19 protein-coding genes are annotated in these 19,526 nt (G+C 42.6%); 7 read left to right on the top strand and 12 right to left on the bottom strand.

The window, feature by feature from the left end; genetic code table 11:
• Positions 1-3: 3 nt before the first annotated feature.
• The 5 genes from G8S19_RS09310 to G8S19_RS09290 all read right to left on the bottom strand — a co-directional run bounded on the left by G8S19_RS09310 (position 4) and on the right by G8S19_RS09290 (position 6,398).
• Positions 4-2,034 carry an EscV/YscV/HrcV family type III secretion system export apparatus protein gene (locus G8S19_RS09310; RefSeq protein ID WP_124020952.1) on the bottom strand — a complete coding sequence of 677 codons (2,031 nt, stop codon included), beginning with the start codon at positions 2,032-2,034 and terminating at the stop codon, positions 4-6.
• A gap of 317 nt (positions 2,035-2,351) precedes the next feature.
• Positions 2,352-3,479 (bottom strand): HrpJ domain-containing protein, encoded by a 1,128-nt coding sequence (locus G8S19_RS09305; protein WP_124020953.1) that lies wholly within the window; start codon positions 3,477-3,479, stop codon positions 2,352-2,354.
• Between the two features lie 3 nt (positions 3,480-3,482).
• Entirely contained in the window at positions 3,483-5,174 is a 1,692-nt protein-coding gene (gene sctC, locus G8S19_RS09300; RefSeq protein ID WP_253686478.1) for a type III secretion system outer membrane ring subunit SctC, read from the bottom strand.
• Complete coding sequence (locus G8S19_RS09295) at positions 5,161-5,943, bottom strand: helix-turn-helix domain-containing protein (protein WP_199969528.1); 783 nt, start codon at positions 5,941-5,943, stop codon at positions 5,161-5,163. Before G8S19_RS09295 ends, sctC begins: the two co-directional genes overlap by 14 nt.
• Before the next feature lie 14 nt (positions 5,944-5,957).
• On the bottom strand, positions 5,958-6,398 hold the full coding sequence (locus tag G8S19_RS09290) for a hypothetical protein (RefSeq protein ID WP_232034693.1): 441 nt from the start codon (positions 6,396-6,398) through the stop codon (positions 5,958-5,960).
• Positions 6,399-6,571: 173 nt separating this feature from the next.
• On the opposite strand from G8S19_RS09290, the gene G8S19_RS09285 reads away from it, so the two are divergent.
• From G8S19_RS09285 to G8S19_RS09260, 6 genes are all read left to right on the top strand, one after another.
• Positions 6,572-7,849, top strand: a complete 1,278-nt coding sequence (locus G8S19_RS09285) for a PrgH/EprH family type III secretion apparatus protein (RefSeq protein ID WP_101743352.1) — start codon at positions 6,572-6,574, stop codon at positions 7,847-7,849.
• A gap of 26 nt (positions 7,850-7,875) precedes the next feature.
• Positions 7,876-8,163, top strand: coding sequence for a type III secretion system needle filament subunit SctF (gene sctF, locus G8S19_RS09280; RefSeq protein WP_101743353.1), 288 nt, complete (start codon positions 7,876-7,878; stop codon positions 8,161-8,163).
• Between the two features lie 78 nt (positions 8,164-8,241).
• Positions 8,242-8,553, top strand: a complete 312-nt coding sequence (gene sctI, locus G8S19_RS09275) for a type III secretion system inner rod subunit SctI (protein WP_217438228.1) — start codon at positions 8,242-8,244, stop codon at positions 8,551-8,553.
• Complete coding sequence (gene sctJ / locus G8S19_RS09270) at positions 8,550-9,281, top strand: type III secretion system inner membrane ring lipoprotein SctJ (protein ID WP_124020957.1); 732 nt, start codon at positions 8,550-8,552, stop codon at positions 9,279-9,281. The genes sctI and sctJ overlap by 4 nt, the downstream gene beginning before the upstream one ends.
• A 58-nt stretch (positions 9,282-9,339) precedes the next feature.
• Positions 9,340-9,876 (top strand): hypothetical protein, encoded by a 537-nt coding sequence (locus G8S19_RS09265; protein ID WP_199969529.1) that lies wholly within the window; start codon positions 9,340-9,342, stop codon positions 9,874-9,876.
• Positions 9,869-10,528 (top strand): type III secretion protein HrpE, encoded by a 660-nt coding sequence (locus tag G8S19_RS09260; RefSeq protein WP_101742242.1) that lies wholly within the window; start codon positions 9,869-9,871, stop codon positions 10,526-10,528. Before G8S19_RS09265 ends, G8S19_RS09260 begins: the two co-directional genes overlap by 8 nt.
• 77 nt (positions 10,529-10,605) lie before the next feature.
• Here the strand turns inward: G8S19_RS09260 and G8S19_RS09255 are convergent, their stop codons facing one another.
• The 3 genes from G8S19_RS09255 to G8S19_RS09245 are packed head-to-tail and all read right to left on the bottom strand — an operon-like array spanning position 10,606 to position 13,737.
• Positions 10,606-11,397, bottom strand: coding sequence for an IpaC/SipC family type III secretion system effector (locus G8S19_RS09255; protein ID WP_199969530.1), 792 nt, complete (start codon positions 11,395-11,397; stop codon positions 10,606-10,608).
• A 26-nt stretch (positions 11,398-11,423) separates the two neighbouring features.
• Entirely contained in the window at positions 11,424-13,223 is a 1,800-nt protein-coding gene (gene sctE / locus G8S19_RS09250; protein ID WP_137376366.1) for a type III secretion system translocon subunit SctE, read from the bottom strand.
• Entirely contained in the window at positions 13,204-13,737 is a 534-nt protein-coding gene (locus G8S19_RS09245; protein WP_101742239.1) for a SycD/LcrH family type III secretion system chaperone, read from the bottom strand. The genes sctE and G8S19_RS09245 overlap by 20 nt, the downstream gene beginning before the upstream one ends.
• Before the next feature lie 208 nt (positions 13,738-13,945).
• Between G8S19_RS09245 and G8S19_RS09240 the strand changes: the two genes are divergently transcribed.
• Positions 13,946-14,995 (top strand): hypothetical protein, encoded by a 1,050-nt coding sequence (locus tag G8S19_RS09240; RefSeq protein ID WP_253686476.1) that lies wholly within the window; start codon positions 13,946-13,948, stop codon positions 14,993-14,995.
• Positions 14,996-15,093: 98 nt separating this feature from the next.
• On the opposite strand, the gene htpX is transcribed toward G8S19_RS09240, so the two are convergent.
• From htpX to G8S19_RS09220, 4 genes are all read right to left on the bottom strand, one after another.
• Positions 15,094-15,975, bottom strand: a complete 882-nt coding sequence (gene htpX, locus G8S19_RS09235; RefSeq protein WP_003034964.1) for a protease HtpX — start codon at positions 15,973-15,975, stop codon at positions 15,094-15,096.
• A 192-nt stretch (positions 15,976-16,167) separates the two neighbouring features.
• A complete protein-coding gene (gene prc, locus G8S19_RS09230) occupies positions 16,168-18,216 on the bottom strand; it encodes a carboxy terminal-processing peptidase (protein WP_172743197.1) in 2,049 nt (682 codons plus the stop codon).
• Between the two features lie 19 nt (positions 18,217-18,235).
• On the bottom strand, positions 18,236-18,922 hold the full coding sequence (gene proQ / locus G8S19_RS09225; protein ID WP_003833781.1) for an RNA chaperone ProQ: 687 nt from the start codon (positions 18,920-18,922) through the stop codon (positions 18,236-18,238).
• 96 nt (positions 18,923-19,018) lie between these two features.
• Positions 19,019-19,516: a GAF domain-containing protein gene (locus tag G8S19_RS09220; protein WP_048211393.1), complete on the bottom strand. Its 498-nt coding sequence runs from the start codon at positions 19,514-19,516 to the stop codon at positions 19,019-19,021.
• Positions 19,517-19,526: the final 10 nt, after the last annotated feature.

The following is a 19,526-nucleotide window of genomic DNA, read 5'->3' as shown; positions in this document are numbered from 1 at the left end:
TAATTAATCCACCATTTTGATTACGTTAACTTTAACACTTTCTGATATTTCGCCAAATGAAATGACATCCAGATCAGTAAATTGCGACATTATCAAACGTTTAGTATAGCGTCTGATATCAACTGCAGTTAGAAATACAACATCCTTTCGTGAAAGGTTCAATAAATGATGCTCAAACCTGTCAATAACAAACTCATTATCTGCCGGTTCCATATTAATAAATGATCCAGAAGCAGATGTTTTAATTCCCTTACGGATTTTATTTTCAATCTCAGGTGATAACACCATAACTGACAATACATTTTCAGTAGAAAACTTATCTGAAATATAGCGAGCTAACGCACTGCGCACATGCTCTACCAACTGGATCGTATCTCTCTCTTTCCCGCCCCACATCGCCAACGCTTCCAGCACTGCTTTCATATTTCTTACTGAAATACGTTCACTTAACAAACGCTGTAAGACTTCAGATACTCGCTGGACAGTACAATGCCTGTAAGTTTCCTTTAATAACTCAGGATACTGGCGTTCAAATTTATCCATAATATTTTTGGTTTCCTGGATACCAAACAGCTCAGGGATCTGTGCGGTCACCAGCAACTGAAAAGAAAGCATCATTTCATCTTCTGCCGAACGCAACGTAAATCCCAAAGATGAACATAACTCCTGGCTCTGTTCGGCGACCCAGTATTCTTTTTCATTTCCATATTCAGTGGTGATTACATCAATGCCGGGTAAATCAATAATACCGTCAAGATTCAAAAGTTTGAAATGCCCAAAGTTAATTGGAAATACACCTGCAGTAACTTCATTGATCAGGACAACAACATGGTTCAACTGTACGTTTGGGCTCATTACCACACTGACTTTCGGGAGTTCAATGCCATAGTTAAGGTAAAAATCCTGTGAAAAACGCATGCCAAAATGTTCAAGATCCAGATTGTTAAAATCTTGCTCTGGAAGCATTACCATCAACGGTACAGTTTCAGGTATAATACTTGCTGTGGGTAAAAGAGTATTTCCTTCACTACCAAAACTTCCCCCTGAATTCGTTTTTATACTCCCCGAAGACGTTGCCTGCTTTTTAGCTTTCATCATACGATTAATATAAACCGCAAGAATAATACCAGCTATAAACATAAAAATTATCAATGGAAATCCCGGAAGGCAACCAATTAAAATGGCTACAATTACCGTAACAATCAAAACAAAATCACGCTGGAAAATCTGATCAATGATATTGTTACCCAGATTTTTTCCATCCTCACTAACCCTTGTTACCACAAAGCCGGTACCAATGGAAATAAGCAAAGCCGGAATCTGAGCGACCAAGGCATCACCAATTGTTAAAATCGTATAGACATCGGTAGCCCCACTAAAGGACATACCATGACGCCCCATGCCAATAGATACGCCACCAATGAAATTGACAAAGATAATCACAATGCTGGCAATTGCATCACCCTTGATAAATTTCATTGTGCCATCTAATGCACCATACAGTTGGCTCTCCTTTTCCAGCATGGAGCGTCGCCGTTGGGCATCATCAGCATCAATATTTCCCGCTCGCAGGTCGGCATCAATACTCATCTGTTTACCGGGCATGGCGTCCAGAGAAAAACGTGCACTAACTTCTGCGACACGCTCTGAACCTTTTGTTATAACAATAAATTGAAAAAGTGTAACAATTGAAAAAATGATAAAACCAACAATAATATCCCCAGCAATAACGAAGTTACCAAATGTTGTAATAATGTGTCCTGCATCAGCTTGCACCAGTATCATACGGCTGGTACTGATAGATAACGCAAGACGAAAGAGCGTTGTAATGAGCAAAAGTGAAGGCAATGCAGAAAATTCCAACACTTTCTGTATATAAAATGTGCCAATAAAAATTAAAATAGAAAATGTAATATTAAAAGCTAATAGTATATCAATAAGCCATGTTGGTAGTGGTATAATCAACATGGCTAATATTAATATCATCAACACAACCAAAAATAATTCTGGTCTCTGCGCTATTTTTTGCCACATATGTATCTCAGACTACGCTATAATGTTAATTACACTCTATATACTTTATAAATCTCTCGTATATAAGAGCTATATCTATTTTTTTCTGCAATACACAATAATAGACTTTATCGTGATGCGATAGAACTTGCTCATTGTGACTAAGCATTTCACTGTTATTATATATCCATGCAGAAAGATCGATCACACCTATGGGCATTTCCACCATTACAAAGTACCATACTCCATATCGACAGCAGCGGAATAAACTTCCCTTGAATGTAACAGAGATTTCTTCTCCGGCTAGCAAATTGCATACCTCATCTTCCAGTCCGCTATTAACCATATGTCCTTCTGATATGAGTAAAACGAGAAAACCCGTCGATAATCATTGCAAGAGTATTCTCAACACTCATTTTCATTTTTTCAGCATCGGCCAGATCATCTGCAAAGATCCCGAATGGAAGTGGCTTAATAGCAGAATAAACTTGTTGGACAAAGTTGGTTTTATCGCTACCTGCATAATATTTCATACAGTTGTTAATCAGTTCAAGCGTTAAATTCTTAGTTTCATCAGGTTGCAAAACAATATGAAAGAAGAAATCAAGCAATCTGAAATCTCTTTCATTTGTTGATGGAATATACTCACCTTCATTCATCTTCGACATAAACATCTTATCGGCAGAACGAAGTATATTCATTCTAAAATTTGCTTCAAGCAAAGTGCCAAATTCAAGTGCGCTGCATGAAGGGTCGTAACTATTAATATCACAATGCAGTGCCTGGGAATAGTAATCCAGCACAGCGTAGCGATTTTCAATGCCAAATTTCTCAATCGACATCTGGTATATTTCTAGTGGATCAAGGTCCTGCGTAAGAAACCCCTCATAAGCTTTACGCAATGACTGTTCGTTTTGTTTTAGTTGCAAACTAAATTTTCTTGCTGTATTTGCACTGTTAATGCCTGCTTTTATCTTTTTCCTGTCAGGTCCCTTCATTAGATTTTCAAGAGCAGACTCCAGAATATCCAAAGAAATATCAGGCAACTCATCATTTTCTTTTTTCTTCTTTTTCATCAAGATAAACGTGTGAAGAAGTAAAGCAATTTCTGTCGGGTCGGCGAGTAACTGATGCAGATAATTTAATAATTGTTTTGCCGTCATTGCTCCGCCTTTGGCAAAATCATTGATTTTCATCACACAGTTTGGCGTTTTCTCCTTTATTGAGGCTTCACACTCTTCAGCAATACTTTCTGGTGATGAAGGTTTTGCCTTCGCCGCACGATTATTCTGCAGAAAAGAACTCAATAACGCTGACATATCATCGGCCATAGTCATCGCAACTGAAAAAGAACCTTTCTCCACCTTCACTTCAGCATCATCCTGCATCTTAACAAGGACGTTGCTTAAATCGCCAATCCCTCCCGCACTTCGGACACTGGCCATTGGCAAAGATTCTAATGCCATATTCTACCCCTGATGAGTTGGTGTTATAAAAGCATCTTGATTAATTTTTTGCGTCTTATTCTGATAATTTTTAATGGCATCCCATCCATCATTAATGTAACCATCAAGCGCATCTTTGTGGCTAAAATCATCTTCTAGTATCCTGGGCTGAATCAAAAAGAGTCTTACCGCCTTCGAGGAATTGTTTGTCTTTGTTTTAAATAAATTACCGATAAATGGAATATCGCCAAGCAATGGGATTTTAGTAACACCATCAGACAACTGATCGCGTGTATAGCCACCAATTAAAAGATTCTGACCGGCAGTCACCCGAGCCATGGTGCTGATAGCAGTATTTCCCACAACCGGTAACTGATCTACCGTTGCAGTATCACCTTGATCATCTTCCACAGTATTTCCATCTGTAATGTCAATATTCATCTCAACGAGTTTATTATCATCTGAAATCATTGGAATAACGTTGATGGAAGTACCATAGGTTACTGTCTGGAGCGAAACTTCTCTTTCCCCCATCAATTTGACATAAAAACTACGCGAATTATCAAAGATAGCCGGAATATTATCCTGAGCCAGGATGATGGGGCGTGATACAATATTCGCCTTATTCCTCTGACTTAACGCATTAACGGTTGCCAAAAACATATCACTTTGCGAGCTTGTTAAGATACTTGTGGCATTAAAAAATGTCTGGATGCTCGAACCGACTTTATATTGCCCTTGCCAATTTACGCCTATTTGTTCTAAATCATCCTTATTAATATCAATAATCCAAAGTGAAAACTCGACTTGTTTACGAGGAACATCAAGGCGTGCAATAAGATCTTTTATCATGTTAACTTGATCTTGCGTGCCTTTAATAAGCAAACTGTTACGACCTGAAAATGGCAATACTTTAATTTCACTGCCAGAAAATCTGCTATTATCGTTAAATTCTGCACGCACGCCAAATTCAGATTCTTCGAGAATCTCTGTTTCAGCTGTAGACTCTGGCTTAATTTGCTTTTTGACTGCAACATTACTTTTTCCTTGAACTCCATTATCAGAAAACAAGTTGTTGATTGTGGTGGCAATGCCTTGCATCGTTTTCGTTTGCCCGCGATAGCTATAAGTACGATCATCCACGAACACATGCCGCAGTTTTACTGTATCAATGACTAATTCGCTGTTAGATGATGAATATCCCTCTCCCATAAAACCAGCTATACCAACTACGATTTCAATATATTTTGGTGGCCCTGAGATATAAAGTGTATTGGATGGCATATTCATTTTAAGTGGATATCGAGAATTATACATACCATTGCTGTGCAAGAAATCCTCCAGATCTCTATAGCTTCTGGCTGGAAAATGAATGATTGCAGTTTTAGCTTCTGAGGCTTCATATATATAATATATTGAACCATCAAAGTACCAAATTAACCCTAAGTCATGCGTAATGCGCTCGACCATTTCCATTGGTCTGTTAAGATCGAAACGGCCTGTCACCGAATATTTTTTTGCGCGTGAACTTACAATATTCGAGCATTCAAGTGGAAACAAACAAACCCAGCCGTCATTAATACTAATTCCACACGCAAAAAATTGATTCAATTTCATCACTAACATTGAGAGAACGGCATACTTATCAATAAAATATTCGTCGGTTAGCTGGAACAACACATACTGTTCAGAATGGCAGATACTATAATTTTTCATTTATCTTCCTCAATGAGGACGGTGTCATACCGAAAGAGGATAAGATAACCTGGTTCAAATGAGACTGTGAGCTAAATCCATTGCTCATTGCTATATGAGTAAGGCTTTCTTTTGTCTCTACAATATCCAGCATTGTTTTTGTCAATCGCCATGCCTGCATTCTGGTTTTTACTGTATCACCGAAATATAGTTGTGTTTTTTTTCTGAAATTCGAGTATGACAAACCGTAACGTTCACTCAAGTTAGTAACATTGCTAATATCATTATTGATATAATTTCCTATAAGATAGTTTGCGATCATATAAGACTCTTGCTGTCGTATAAATTCACATAATGAAGCAAAGTCAAAATCTTCAATTCTTTGAATATATCTAATAATAAATAATTGTTCTAGTTCTGAATATCTTAAGCATATATTGCCATTATGCTTATGTTGAGTATCAGAATTCCAGTACGTATTTATGTCAGAATAAACCTGATACGCAGCATCAAGAAATGCAAGCAATTCAGAAAAATACCCTACATTTACAGTACCCGTTAAAATCCGTGACTGCTGGTGATAATCTCTGATCTGGCGGCCGTAGATTAAATGCTGTGAAAATCTTCCCTGTTCGCCAATCGTCCAGATATGGTTTTCACACCGCACATTCCCTGGGCATTGATTCAATTTATTTTCAGTGTTTAGTGAAACGCATAGCAAAAATTTTTCAGATAACTGTCTGCGGCTAATTTTATTCCCTGGATACCATTTAATTCCTTTAACATTCATGGCCTACATCCGTTTTATTCAAAACTCTGGTTGGCAGAAATTGTCATACTTCCACTATCGTTAACATCAGCCATCATTGCCACGGTGTCCGTTACACAGATTTTTAAGAAATGTTCCAGATTTTGGTCAGCGCTATTGATCGTTAAGGTTTTTGACTGAAGATTCCATTGAATTTCAGCATCTGGATGTTGAGTCTCGGCAAGATACTGCGTTGCACAGTATACAAGCTGTTGCCTGAATAAACGCGTAGAATGCGTAATATGTCCATCAGGCACCAATGCGATGTCTCTTTCTAACGGTTTTTTAACTGTGCAGCCGAACAGCACAGTTGATAAAATCATTACAGCAATAAATGATAAAGGCCCCTTATACATATAATGTTTATTCATATTTAAGTTCCCTTCCTTGGGAGAAAACGCCTCTGCCGTTTTGCTATTGAATGCCCCTTTAATCATCAGGAACCTTAGCTTTGACATAGGCTAGTGTCTTTCATAAGAATATTACATAAATTTTTATTTATTTTTTCTATTTTCTTTTTTGTTGAATAAATAAATATTTATTCTTTTCATTTTTTATATCCCCTAGACTACTTAGGTGCATAGTAACCTTGTTTTTGTACGGGATTTTTATGGAAGAGAATTCGCAGCGTGCAGGTATGGATTGCCTGCCCCACTATGTCATGAAGGTGCTTTCTGGCTCGATGTATGGAGTAGACATTCCATTACCTCACAGCGAAAACGTGCATGTCCGCTTCATGTCACAGGAACAGTTATTAACTGCGGAACAAAGTGAACAGCAGTCTATTTTTAGCAGCGTCAACACTGTTGTCGTCCCAGCCCCTACAGACCAGAGCACCTGCTTTCTGTTGTCGTTTATAACCTCTGCTGAAAGTGAAACAGTGGCTGTATCTTGCCAGGTACTGTCCCTCGCCGGAGAAGACCCCCTTTCTTCGGAAAATGACGGAGAGACTTCAGTTCGAGCTTTAAACCTGAACAGCCCAGTTAAGATTGGCCTGATAACTATTGCCTTAAAAATCAAGGGTGAATACTGGAATCAGGCCGTTGTAAACTATTCCAGAGAGCCGCTTTCTTCTCTGAATCAGGATGAAAGCATTACCGATCCTTCATTTGCTAAAGTATCAACCGATAGATCATACTTTCGTCGCCAACTTTTTTGGCTGATTTTTCTCAGCACCGTTATCCTTTCTGTCGCCGCCACTTCTTTCATCGGTTATTACGCTAAGGTGGATAACAGTGCTTCCGTACTGTCTTTATTGTCTCCTGTTGATCCTGATATCGTTAAACTTAAGGATGGCAGTATTTATGTCATTGTGAGGAACGATACCGACGCCGGCTGGGGCTGGCAGGAACTCAATAAAAGTAATGTTAATACAGAAAAAATTCACATTGTATCTCTTGAATCGGCTCGCCTTGATCTTTCGGCAATGCTCCACGAACTGAAGATCCCATTCCATAAAATTGAACTCGCTGATTCTTCAACTTTAGCAATAATATTTAGTACAGAACGTTGTACTAAAGATACGTGCAACAAACCCTTTAACACGTTGATTGTTAAAGATTATCCGTGGATAAAAAATACAGTCATTGGTTCATTTGCCGATCAAGAAATCATTGCATCTGCTAAGCATAAACTCAATGAATTAGGATTTCAGTTTACAACAGACATTACACCTTTAAGAGCGAGTTTTATTATTCATGGTGTTATCGATAGAGAACAGTATTCTGTTATCCAGAATTCGATAGACAGTTTTAGACAAAGGTTTGGCGGTGAATATGTTCAGTTTGATTTTGGACTGGACGAACCGGGGTTACGGCCATTGACATATCGGAACGGTGATGACAGTTATGCCATCATCTCTGATTACCACTGGCTTTATCCCTATTAAATTAAATGGAATAAGAGGCAATTAGAATGGTCACATTTGATAATAAATCGCATGATGCAAGTACTGTAACCGACCTGGAGTTTGGTTCGGGATATATTAGCAATATGGCTTTAGGATTTGAGCAAGGTACACAAGACCTCAGACAATCGCTGGATGATGCATTAACGGTTTTACAAAAGGATCCAAGTAACCCCGCTAATCTGGCGGCATACCAATCTGCATTATCTGAGTATACTCTTTATAAAAATGCGCAATCGAACGTTGTTAAATCATTCCGTGATATTGACCAGGGCATTATTGCTAACTTTAAGTAAAAATGATGTGCGGCAAGGTAGGTCCACTGCTTTTGCCGCTATCGATTTATCCTAAGGACAGGGAGTACTAACGTGAGCATGTCTATTAATCAGATATCATTGCAGTCATTACAGACACCCACTTTTTCAGAATCACAACCCTCTTTAGTCACGGGTGATTTGGTTGATCTGGATACACGATTAGCTGAAGAAGTCTCCAGACTGGCAGCAGGTACCCAGGTTGAAAAAGACAAAATTACCGCCGCATTGAATAACCCAGCTGTCACTTCCGACCCTGAGCAACTCGTAATATGGCAAAACAAGCTGAGCGCTTATACTATAGATACCAGTTTATATAGTACGCTGGCTCGTAAGGGTGTTTCCGCAATCGAAACATTAATAAAAACATGATGAAATCATTGAATATAAAGACTGCGCTGATGCTACTTATGTTTCTACTTTGCGGATGTAATGAAAAATTAGCTGACCAATTATCTGAAAGGCAAGCTAACGAAATAATTACACTTCTGGAGTCGAATAATATCGATGCGTTCAAGGTTGACGGTGGCAAAGGAAAATATTCCATTCAGGTTTCCTCAGAAAGCCTGGCTTCAGCGACGGTATTACTGACTGCTTATAACCTTCCATCTGCTGAGGATATTGAAATATCGCAACAATTTCCTGCGGATGCTATGGTGTCGACCCCCCTTGGTGAAAAAGCACGACTGATCTCAGCTATTGAACAGAGACTGGGTCAGTCACTGCAAGAACTAGAGCATATTACCAACGCCCGAGTGCACTTGAGTTATCCTGGTATTAGCCCTGAAAATAATGATTCATCTTCAATGGTGGCATCAGTATTGATAACCTATCAGGGAACAATTGATGAGGCAGCATATTCAGATAAGATACGTCTATTTATAAAGAACGGATTGCAGGATATGCACTATGAAAATATATCTGTGGTTATGTTCCGCCAATCCGCGCCGCTTAAATTAGTGAGTATCAGACCTTCACATCCGCTATGGGGATACACCGTTATCATTGCATGTTCAGTTCTACTATTATTTCTGATTTTGCTAGGTGTGTTCTGGCCCCGTATATCTCAACGTTTTATTTATAAGAAAGAGACAGAGTAATCAATCACAATATTTCATTAGCGACGATTTCTTTTCGTCGCTAATTATTGGATAAGCTATGAATGAGATAATTATGCTTAGCAAAATTGTGCTAATGCCGGCTGACTGGGCAAATATTACCAGAGTAGCTAAATTGCGCAATGTGCCACGTACTATTGTAAACAGACTTCTGTTGCCACATAACACTATTGATATTGATCTATTACAACTCTCTGAACAAAATATGTTTTTTATTTCTCGCTGGGACAAAATCTATAGTGCAGCGATGATGGCCGCATCACGGCAACTGGCTCCTATGTTCGTACGGTTTCCCGCCGCCCTCACGCTTTTAACGGCCAAACAGCGCGCTTTCCTTTATATTCCCTGGTTTTCATCTTTACCCATAAACGAGGAATATCGCCAACCTGATCTCGCTATGCTTGAACAGTATGCATGCACATTGTTGATAAAAGCAATGCACAATCGATTTCCCCCTCCTCTTGTCCCTCTACTGGCCTTATTTTTCTCTGATGAATGTCAAGAGCCTGATATCAGAGATGACCAAATCTATTCTGAAGAATACTTTCTTTTTTTGCAGGCCTTAGAATATGCTTAGACAAATCTCACTTCCGAAGCAGTATCATTTGCCAGATACCCCACTTATCAAAGCGAAATGGCTGAATTCAGCGACCAGTGCATCCAGACTTGAGCTGCTTGCCAGAAAGCATGCTCAACATATTCTCCGTGATGCAAGAAACGAGGCTGATGAATTGCGTTCTCTTGCCTGGATAGAAGGTTATACTCAGGGAATACAGAAGGCATCACAAACTGTAGTCGATTACGTCAGCAATGTTGAATCTGCAACATCACAGTTGTTGCAACGTTCGCAACTGCAACTGGAGAAACAGTTGCAGCAATTATTTGCCAGTGAGGCCGGTATAGAAAATATACTCGCACTTTTAGCTCATTATCTATCACGTGATGCTATTACGGACTACAAAGCTATCGTTTCATTCCCTGCTTATGCCATTCGCTCAGCCAAATCCATCAGTGACCATTTTAAGCAGTCCGGAATTGATGTTGAACTTCGAACATGTCAAGCTGAAGAGTTACGGGTAGAATATGGACAGGAAATATGGTGCTGTAATTTTCAGCGCCAGCCATCCCAGCTGGCTAAATTAGCTATTGCCGCGTCTTTTGCTACGCTGAATATTTCTGAACGCCTTGAAGAATATCGTCAGCAGGCAGTAGAGTCTGTTTTGGAATAATCGATTTAGCTCTCTGATTTTTAAGCACGTATAACGGCCCGAAACATATCGGGCCTTTTTTATATTTCGGTTAGCAATCAGGCTTTCAGATTGCTACTGACTGTAGAAACCAGATCTGCTGACGAGTGGCGTACATCAGCCATCAGAGAAAGAAGACTACTCATCACTTGCGCCGCTTTTTGAGCTGTTTCTTTGCTCATCTCCATAGTTTGATCCATCATTTTACTACTTGCCTGCAGGGATGTCTGCTCGGCTTCAGAATTTTTCGTCTCCATACCAAACGAGCCTTGTTCTGCCTCAGAAAGACCTCGTCCCAATCCCATAGCCCCTTGGCTAACAGCAGAAGCGTGCACCTGATTTTTTAAGAAACCCGTCCCACACCCCACTCCCGAAGCAACCATCTGGGTAGTACCGCTAGTAATACCCGATGACAAAGCCAATATCCCCTGCTCGCGTAATTCATCTGCCGCAGCATTGGTGAAATCCTGACTGATGACACCGAGCTCACCAGACATCTTATAACCCGCAATTGAAGATTCATTTTCTGATTCTATCATGGCAATCAACAGCGTCAGAAGCGAACTGGCTTTTGGCATTGAAACTGTTATCACATTACCTGTGCTGGTATCGCTGCTGCCTAAACCACTATGTAACTGACTAAGAAGTTGCTGAGCCTCATTACGTACTGCGGCTTTGTCTTCTTTAGTCCCGCCCACACCTTTGTAGCCATCGCTAACCAATTTCACTAACGTCTGGTAGACCTGCATATCTTTAACGTTCTGCGTAGTTTCCGTCAGAACAATATCCGCATCATCACCCGCATTAAGATATACATTGCCCGTTACTACTGAATTAATCGATCCAACCATGCTATTTATCTCCGTTTCTATGATAATTACGCACGGGTATGTGCCAGAATTTGCTTACCCGCCTGCATAGACATACCCGTTGCTTCCGTTTCATTTTTGATAATCGCATTCATGGTTTTCATTGTATTGCTGTAGTTTTCCACGACCATATCCATAAATTTTTTGACAAAGTCATTATCTTTCATAATTTCGATCAGCTTTGCTGAAATATCATCGCGTTGTTGTTCATAAACACCGCTGGTAATTGAATAAGCGCCATTATTAATGCCGCTGGCTGCTAGCGAAGTTCTGAATGTATGTTTAGACACTATTTTTACAATGCGTCCAGCACCTGATTCTCCGTGATTTGACAAGCCTCGCAACACCGAGTTTGTCATATTGCTTGCGAATTTATTACCCAAGAATTTTGCCCCGCCCCCCAGCACTACCATAGCGACAATTGTTGTTAATAACATCGTTATTGATGCAAGAATAGAGGCAACAAGCTCATCCGCTCCCATAGCTTCAAACATTTTAGCAAATTCGCTCACAACGGCATTCATCGCTTTCGCCATAAAGGACTCACCCGTTGCCGCTTTCGTAATTTGATCCGATATCATGAGGGCCGTGCTGGCAACAAACAAAATTGCCATAACACCACCGGTAAATAGTGCTGAAATGGCACCGGCTATCATCGTCACACACATAATTACTTTACTGATAGCACCAAAAATCTTATGCATCCTTTTTTGTTTTTCCGCGATTTTATCTGATTTCTCAGTTTCCTTTGCCAGTTCAGCCTGTTTGGCTGACTGCTGACTTTTTGCCAGCTCCATATTCGTCTTTAAGGTTTCTTCGTTACATTTACCTAAAATAGTCACTAACTGTGCCATCATAAGGTCAACTGAATTAATCCCGCCGGTATCACTGGCGTTGTTAACTTTACTGGTGTTGTTCATGTTCTGAATTTTAGCCGTCAGGGTGTTTAAGCGATCCTCCGCCGCAGCTGACGTCTGATTTGCCGCCACCAGCACTTGCTGCTTTTGCTCCATATTTGCGGTGGCAGATTTTACCGCCTCTCGCGCATTGTCTCTGGTATTCAGCGCCGTTTGGTACCCCTCCGAAGCCTTATCCACAGCCTGTTGCGCTTTCTTCACGCGGTCCTGGGCCTCGCTCAATTCATTGGGATCAATGGTAAAGCCCTTGACCGCCACCTGATAAATCCTCTCAGCATCTTCTTTCGCGTCAGCAAGCTCGCTATTTGCAGACTTCAGGGTCTGATCGGCACTTTCCAGCGCCTTTTCAGCTGCAGTCAACTTACTGTCAGCCTTTTCTTTCTCCCTTGCGGCCTCAGTGTAATCTGAGTTTGCCTGTGTAACTGCCTGCTGTGCATTCTCAACATCTTGTGAAGCCTGATTAAGTGCTGCGGAGGATCCTTTTCCCATCAACTGTGTCGCCGTAGCGCGAAACAACTGCCCTACCACAGCTGAATCACCCAGTTTTACCGCTAACGTGGCCAAAACAACGGCGAGGGAATAGGTCGATGATTGTGCGCTCCCTCCAGGCATGGCACTATTGGTCTCACCTGACTGCGATTCAGCTTGCAGGGATGATCGCAGCGTCACACTTTCAGGGGAACGCAACGTTGGTTTCCATGATTCACTGGTCATAACCGATTTCTCTGCGCGCGTAACCAATTTTTCCTGGACTATTTTCTGCGCCGCATTTCCATCGCTGCTGCTTGTAGAACTAATGTCCTTTTTCGCGGTAGTTGCTCTTTCGACATCACCTTCACTGGTTACCTGCTGGGTAACCAGCGTGACAGGCTTATTTGTTATTCCGTACATGGTTATGATCCTCATCACTGTCGTTAATCTTTGTTAGCGCTTTAAGATACACTTCGGCACGCTTGACCAGCTCAGGATCCTTTTCGTGAGCCACGACCTCTTCAAATGAATCGCGTGCTTTCGAATAGTTATGCAAGTGCATATAGCATTGCCCTGCTTCAAAAATGGCGCGCAGATTGTCATCATCAAGCGCATAGGCAATTGCATAGATATCCAGTGCATGTTTGTAGTCCTGCTTTAGCTGATAAACGGCGGCCAGGCCAAATGCGTAATCAGGATTATAGAAGTCATACATCATTAAAAATTTAAAAAAGTGCTCCGCTTTATCAATTTCTCCTTTTTGGTAATACTCGTATGCACAGGCGTAGAAACCGTTCATCAGGCTATCTGGAATGCCATACAGCTGTTTGCGGGTAGCGCCAGACTCAAATAAATCTTCAATAAACTGTTCGCGATTTTCTTCAGAGATCTTGCTGAGAAGATCCTCCATCAACACATCATTTTCATTGTCCATAATAAATTCAGATCCATACAAATAATAGATAATTGTTTTCCTATAATTATCACCGCATTTATTGTTGAAATAAATAAATAAAAATTTAGAAGATTAGCACTCAGGTTGCCAAATAAAAAATTGAGGCACTTTTTGAAAGAAATCCGTCAACAGTGATACCATCATACACGTGAAACTTGATGATTAACAAAATCATATGGAGATGTATATGCCAAGTGCAGTTAAAACATACTCACACAATGTTTATAGCCATTATAAAAGTGATTTTAACAGGCAAAGAGAAGTTAAGAACCATAATTTACTGTCCGCATGTTTATCAGCTATCGCTAATGTCCCTAAAAATATTAGCATTAGCAAAACCCTTCAAAAAACAACAGCAGATTTGGCGCGTAGTAATGCTAATCGTGTAGATATTCCGATACATTCGTTCAATAATAGAGGTATCATGACTCTAAATGAAAATCGTGTAAAATTTGAGGTAAACACAGCCTCAAATATGAATAGAGCCATAATAACCTTTGAAAATCGATACAAAACTGATTCCCTTAGCGGGAAAAATTTAGAGGCTTATAATGTTCTAAAAGACAAAATAAAGGAATTTAAAACCAATTTTGTTGCTCAGGTCGAAAATGGTAAAGCAGTTATTAACAGCGTAGAAACCTGTGCAGAAATGGTCGATGCTGATACAATAAATCCTGTTTTCAATGCAATGCTTAATAAATATACTAAATTGAATGAGTCACCGGTCAGACAGACTACAAATCTTGATGTTGATACTATCAGGACCTCTTTAGCTAACATATTGAACACCGAATATAGTACATCTGACATTAATATGGCAATTAGTGAGCAAGGTAATGCAGCAGGCCAAATTATCAAAAGATTTCTGTCGTCCTCTCGATCAGTGCATATCAGTGACGCTAGCATCGCCAGGCTTGAGCAACCTACTTTTAATGAATATATGAATCAACGGCTTCAGGAGTTACCAGTAAGTGACCGCGAGCTGACATTATCCTTATATAAGGCTTTCACTACAAACTTAAATAAGAATATTTTGTTTGATAAGGATTTTACTTCTACTTTTTTCGGACAGGCTATTATAGTTGCAAATGATTTTGTAAAATCCTGTCATACTGAGACGGGCAGTTTTAAGGGGGAGGGCCGCGATAATTCAGTTAGAGTGGCTATTAATTCCACATATGAAAAATTTATTACATACGTTAAAACCACCTTCCCTGAAATTAATCCACCTGCATAGCATTTTCCTCGGGATATGACCATACTCCCACTATCGGCGGTAGTTTGGGGCTAATAAATAAAGGGTCACGATGTGACCCTTTTATCAATACAGGTAACTTACTTCAGGTATTCCCCACTGCGCAGCGCTTCAATACGTTTGTCCAACGGGGGGTGAGTCATAAACAGCTCACTCAACGATTTGGATTTACCGTTGATGCAGAACGCCATCATACTGGTCGCTTCCTGCGGCTCATAGCTGGTTTTCAGGCGCTGCAGCGCGGCGATCATTTTTTCACGCCCTACCAGTTTTGCAGAACCGGCATCCGCATGGAATTCACGATGACGAGAGAACCACATCGTAATAATGCTCGCCAGAATACCAAATACCAGCTCCAGTACCGTCGCTACCGCAAAGTAGATTAACGGGTTACCGTTGCTACCCTCTCCTTCATCGCGGTTACCGCCCATAAACCCAGCGGCAATCTGCGCCAGAATACGCGAGATAAAGATAACAAAGGTGTTCACCACACCCTGAATTAACGTCATGGTCACCATATCGCCATTAGCAATGTGGCTGATCTCATGCGCGATAACGGCTTCGGCTTCATCCGGGCTCATATTTTGCAACAGGCCAGTACTTACAGCCACCAGCGAGGCATCCCGGCGGGCACCGGTCGCAAACGCGTTAATATCTGGCGCGTGGTAGATTGCAACCTGCGGCATAGCGATCCCGGCCTGGCGGGCCTGATTCGCGACTGTATTCATCAGCCAGCGTTCTCTTTCATTACGCGGCTGCTCAATAACTTCCCCGCCAACGGACTTTAACGCCATCCATTTGGACATCAGCAGCGAAATGAAGGAACCACCAAAACCAAACAGCAGTGCCATGATCAACAAGCCTTGAACGCTGCTTGACTGGATCCCTGTCAGGCTCAATACCAGCCCGAAAACGACCATCACAGCCAGGTTCGTCAGCAGGAAGAGCGCGATTCGCATCATAATTTTCTTTTAACCTCAATTTAACAAAACGCACTATGCGATTACCCATATCGTATGGGTCTTACGGCTATTTTCAAGCATCCATAGGTGCTAAGTCACCAGAAAGACACAACTTTACATTTTATCGTATCAGACTGACGTCTTCATGCACTTGTTAAAAAAACAGGCACAATTTCTTGTGCCTGTTCGAGGTTATTGACTGGTTGCGGGCTGTTCCGCTGGCTTCTCTTTCTCAAGATGCGCCAGGTCGAGCGCGATTTTTACCGTTTCATCCAGGTACGGATCCGGCTCCTGGTAATCCTTCGGCAGATCGTCCAGTTTCTTCAATGGTGGTTTGCCTTCACGTTTAAACCGATCGTTGATACGCGCCAGACGCATTGCGTCATCTTCGTTATTCTCTTTTTCACGCTGAGCGTAATTCAGAGAAGCGATGTTGCGCTTATCCTTCAGCGCATTGAATCGCGCAATGTCCTTCATGATGTACTGGAACTCAGGATCGTTCGCAATACGTGCATTGTGCTCTTTCAGCAATTCAGGTCCGAACGGCGTCAGATTATCTGACTTAGTGTAGGTCGCAGCATCAATGCTGTCCCACGGCAGTGCGTTATCTTCAAACTTCTCGCCAGTTTCAGTTTCTTCATTACCTGTCGGCATGATGATATCCGGCGTAACGCCCTTACGCTGCGTGCTGCCACCGTTTACGCGGTAGAATTTCTGGATCGTGTACTGAACAGAACCCAGCGCCGGCCATTCCGGACGCAGCATCTGATCGTAAATACGGTTCAGAGAACGATACTGCTGTACGGTACCCTTACCAAACGTCGGTTCACCGACAATCAGTGCACGGCCGTAATCCTGCATTGCCGCAGCGAAAATCTCTGATGCCGAAGCACTGAAGCGGTCAACCAGTACCACCAGCGGGCCTTTGTAGTACACAACGCCGTCGGTATCGCTGTCTTCACGCACCTTGCCGTTGTTATCACGAACCTGAACCACCGGACCAGAAGGGATAAACAGACCGGAAAGCGAGACCGCTTCGGTCAGTGCGCCACCACCATTGGTACGCAGGTCGATAATCACGCTGCTGACATTCTGTTTTTCCAGTTTCTGCAGCTGAACTTTGACGTCATCCGTCAGGCCAACATAGAAACCAGGAATATCCAGTACGCCGACTTTTTCTTTACCAACGGTTTTCACCGACATTTTAACAGCGCGGTCTTCGAGACGAATGCGTTCACGCGTTAACGTGACGATGCGCGTCTTGGTTCCTTTACCGGCAGGCAGGATTTCGAGGCGAACTTTACTGCCTTTTGGTCCTTTGATCAGCGCGACAACATCATCCAGACGCCAGCCAATCACGTCGACCATACCTTTTCCGGTCTGGCCTACGCCGACAATACGGTCGCCAACACTTATCGCTTTGCTCTTGGCTGCCGGGCCGCCCGCAACCATGGAGTTAATGACGGTGTAGTCATCATCCATTTGCAGCACTGCGCCAATACCTTCAAGAGACAAGCTCATTTCCGTATTGAACTGTTCGGTATTGCGTGGAGAAAGATAGTTAGTATGCGGGTCGATTTCACGGGCAAAAGCCGTCATCGCCAGAGAAAACACATCTTCGCTATTGGTCTGCGCCAGACGGCGAATCGCAAACTTGTAGCGGCGCGTCAGCGTTTCGCGAATTTCAGCGTCGGTTTTACCGGTCAGCTTCAGGCTGAGTTCGTCAAATTTAACCTTGCCGTCCCACAGCGCATTTAGCTCTGCTTCGCTTTTCGGCCACGGAGCTTTACTCCGGTCGAGGTTAAAGTTGTCGTTACCGGTGAAATCCATTGGACGTGCCAGTACGCCTAATGCGTACTGATAACGTTCAAACCGGCGCTTTTGCGCCAGATTATAGAGATCGTAAAAGACATCCAGCTTACCGCTACGCAGTTCATCACCGAGGACCGTTTTCTTTTTTGCAAACTGTTCGATATCGCTCGCCAACAGCACGTTGTGGCTGTAGTCGAGCAGATTCAAATAGCGGTCAAAAATTTTCGCCGAAAACGCCTGATCCAGATCGAACTGGCGATAGTGTGAACGCGTAAAACGCGATGTCACACGTTCGCTTACCGTCGCATGCTGGGTTTCTTCCTTTAAAACGGGGATTTGATCGGCACGCGTGATGTCTTCCACAGCGAGTGCCTGGCCTGCAAATGCAAGCAGACCAGCTAACGCAGTAAGCCTAAAAAAAGTGTTCATGCCAGGCCTGGCCTCCGTTTCAGAACACCAGGTGTTCTGCGCGTACAATCAAAGACATACCCGAATTCAGCTGTACACGGACGCCATCTTTGGTGATTTCTAATACGGTGGCATCCATCGCATTATTACCTGCTTTCACCTTCAGAGACTGCCCTACCGTCAGCACTGAAATATCAGATACCGGGGTATGCTGTTCTTCACGAGGAGCACGCGGTGCTTTTGCTGCTGGTTTTTCAGCGCGAGGTTTACGCTCTGCGCCTTCCTTACGACGCGGAGCAGGACGCGGCTTGCGCTCGCGACGCGGTGCGTCTTCTTTTTCACCGGCAGCAGCGGCCGCTTCGCGTTTTTTCGCCTGTTGCTCTGCACGTTGCGCCTGAACGCGGGCTTTAGCTTCTTCCAGCTGTTTGCGTGCATGTTCAACGTGCTGCTCATCCAGCTCACCACAAGGGTTGCCGTCAAGATCGACACGCGTTGCGCCCAATTTAACGCCATACAGATAGCGCCAGCTTGAAGTATAGAGACGTAAGGCAGAGCGGAGCTGTGTCTTGCTGAGGTTCATTTCGCCCTCAACACGCTCTACCAGATCCTGAAAAATGCCAATTTTCAGTGGGCGCGCTTCGCCTTCCGCACTAAAACACTGCGGGAAGCGTTCGGCCAGAAACGCGATGACTTCTTTACTGCTATTCAACTTAGGTTGATTTTCCATGAAATTTCCTGATTACAACGGACGTAGCCAACAAGCGCAGGCATGAACAGGCGTCATTATAATGACGTCATCAGTAATTGCTACGTTATCCGTTGATTATCCTGCGACGGTCGCAAAGAATTTTTTGTAATCCGTCGTTGCAAGCACGGTTTCAAGCTGTGCCACAAGCGTCCGCAGACCCTGTTCATCTTCTTCTGTAAAGCGACCAAACGCTGTGCTATCAATGTCCAGCACGCCGATAATTTGATTCTCAACCGTAATCGGCAGAACGATTTCCGCATTGCTGGCGGCATCGCAAGCGATATGGCCATCAAAGGCATGCACGTCCTCTATACGCTGAACCTGGTTCTGCGCCACCGCAGTACCGCACACGCCGCGCCCTACCGGGATGCGTACGCAGGCGATTTTCCCCTGGAAGGGACCGAGCACCAGCGTAGTGTTCTCAAGCAGGTAAAAACCTGCCCAGTTCACTTCTGCAAGACGTTCGTACAATAACGCGCTGGTATTCGCCAACGTTGCCAGAAAACTGGTTTCACCTGCCATTAATGCCTGAAAATCACGGTTCAGATCCGTGTATAGCTCTATTTTGTTCATTATGTAATCA

The organism is Citrobacter sp. SX206 (assembly GCF_024181025.1).
Taxonomy (GTDB): Bacteria; Pseudomonadota; Gammaproteobacteria; order Enterobacterales; family Enterobacteriaceae; genus Citrobacter; species Citrobacter youngae.
This window is presented reverse-complemented; position numbering and strand designations above follow the sequence as displayed.

Bases quoted from the DNA above. Each gene is read 5' to 3' on its own strand.
- G8S19_RS09295 (WP_199969528.1), bottom strand. From the start codon at position 5,943: ATGAATGTTAAAGGAATTAAATGGTATCCAGGGAATAAAATTAGCCGC.
- sctE (WP_137376366.1), bottom strand. From the start codon at position 13,223: ATGTACGGAATAACAAATAAGCCTGTCACGCTGGTTACCCAGCAGGTA.
- G8S19_RS09305 (WP_124020953.1), bottom strand. From the start codon at position 3,479: ATGGCATTAGAATCTTTGCCAATGGCCAGTGTCCGAAGTGCGGGAGGG.
- G8S19_RS09245 (WP_101742239.1), bottom strand. From the start codon at position 13,737: ATGGACAATGAAAATGATGTGTTGATGGAGGATCTTCTCAGCAAGATC.
- G8S19_RS09255 (WP_199969530.1), bottom strand. From the start codon at position 11,397: ATGGTTGGATCGATTAATTCAGTAGTAACGGGCAATGTATATCTTAAT.
- sctF (WP_101743353.1), top strand. From the start codon at position 7,876: ATGGTCACATTTGATAATAAATCGCATGATGCAAGTACTGTAACCGAC.
- G8S19_RS09260 (WP_101742242.1), top strand. From the start codon at position 9,869: ATGCTTAGACAAATCTCACTTCCGAAGCAGTATCATTTGCCAGATACC.
- prc (WP_172743197.1), bottom strand. From the start codon at position 18,216: ATGAACACTTTTTTTAGGCTTACTGCGTTAGCTGGTCTGCTTGCATTT.
- G8S19_RS09290 (WP_232034693.1), bottom strand. From the start codon at position 6,398: ATGATTAAAGGGGCATTCAATAGCAAAACGGCAGAGGCGTTTTCTCCC.
- G8S19_RS09240 (WP_253686476.1), top strand. From the start codon at position 13,946: ATGCCAAGTGCAGTTAAAACATACTCACACAATGTTTATAGCCATTAT.
- sctC (WP_253686478.1), bottom strand. From the start codon at position 5,174: ATGAAAAATTATAGTATCTGCCATTCTGAACAGTATGTGTTGTTCCAG.
- sctJ (WP_124020957.1), top strand. From the start codon at position 8,550: ATGATGAAATCATTGAATATAAAGACTGCGCTGATGCTACTTATGTTT.
- G8S19_RS09265 (WP_199969529.1), top strand. From the start codon at position 9,340: ATGAATGAGATAATTATGCTTAGCAAAATTGTGCTAATGCCGGCTGAC.
- G8S19_RS09285 (WP_101743352.1), top strand. From the start codon at position 6,572: ATGGAAGAGAATTCGCAGCGTGCAGGTATGGATTGCCTGCCCCACTAT.
- htpX (WP_003034964.1), bottom strand. From the start codon at position 15,975: ATGATGCGAATCGCGCTCTTCCTGCTGACGAACCTGGCTGTGATGGTC.
- G8S19_RS09310 (WP_124020952.1), bottom strand. From the start codon at position 2,034: ATGTGGCAAAAAATAGCGCAGAGACCAGAATTATTTTTGGTTGTGTTG.
- proQ (WP_003833781.1), bottom strand. From the start codon at position 18,922: ATGGAAAATCAACCTAAGTTGAATAGCAGTAAAGAAGTCATCGCGTTT.
- sctI (WP_217438228.1), top strand. From the start codon at position 8,242: ATGTCTATTAATCAGATATCATTGCAGTCATTACAGACACCCACTTTT.
- G8S19_RS09220 (WP_048211393.1), bottom strand. From the start codon at position 19,516: ATGAACAAAATAGAGCTATACACGGATCTGAACCGTGATTTTCAGGCA.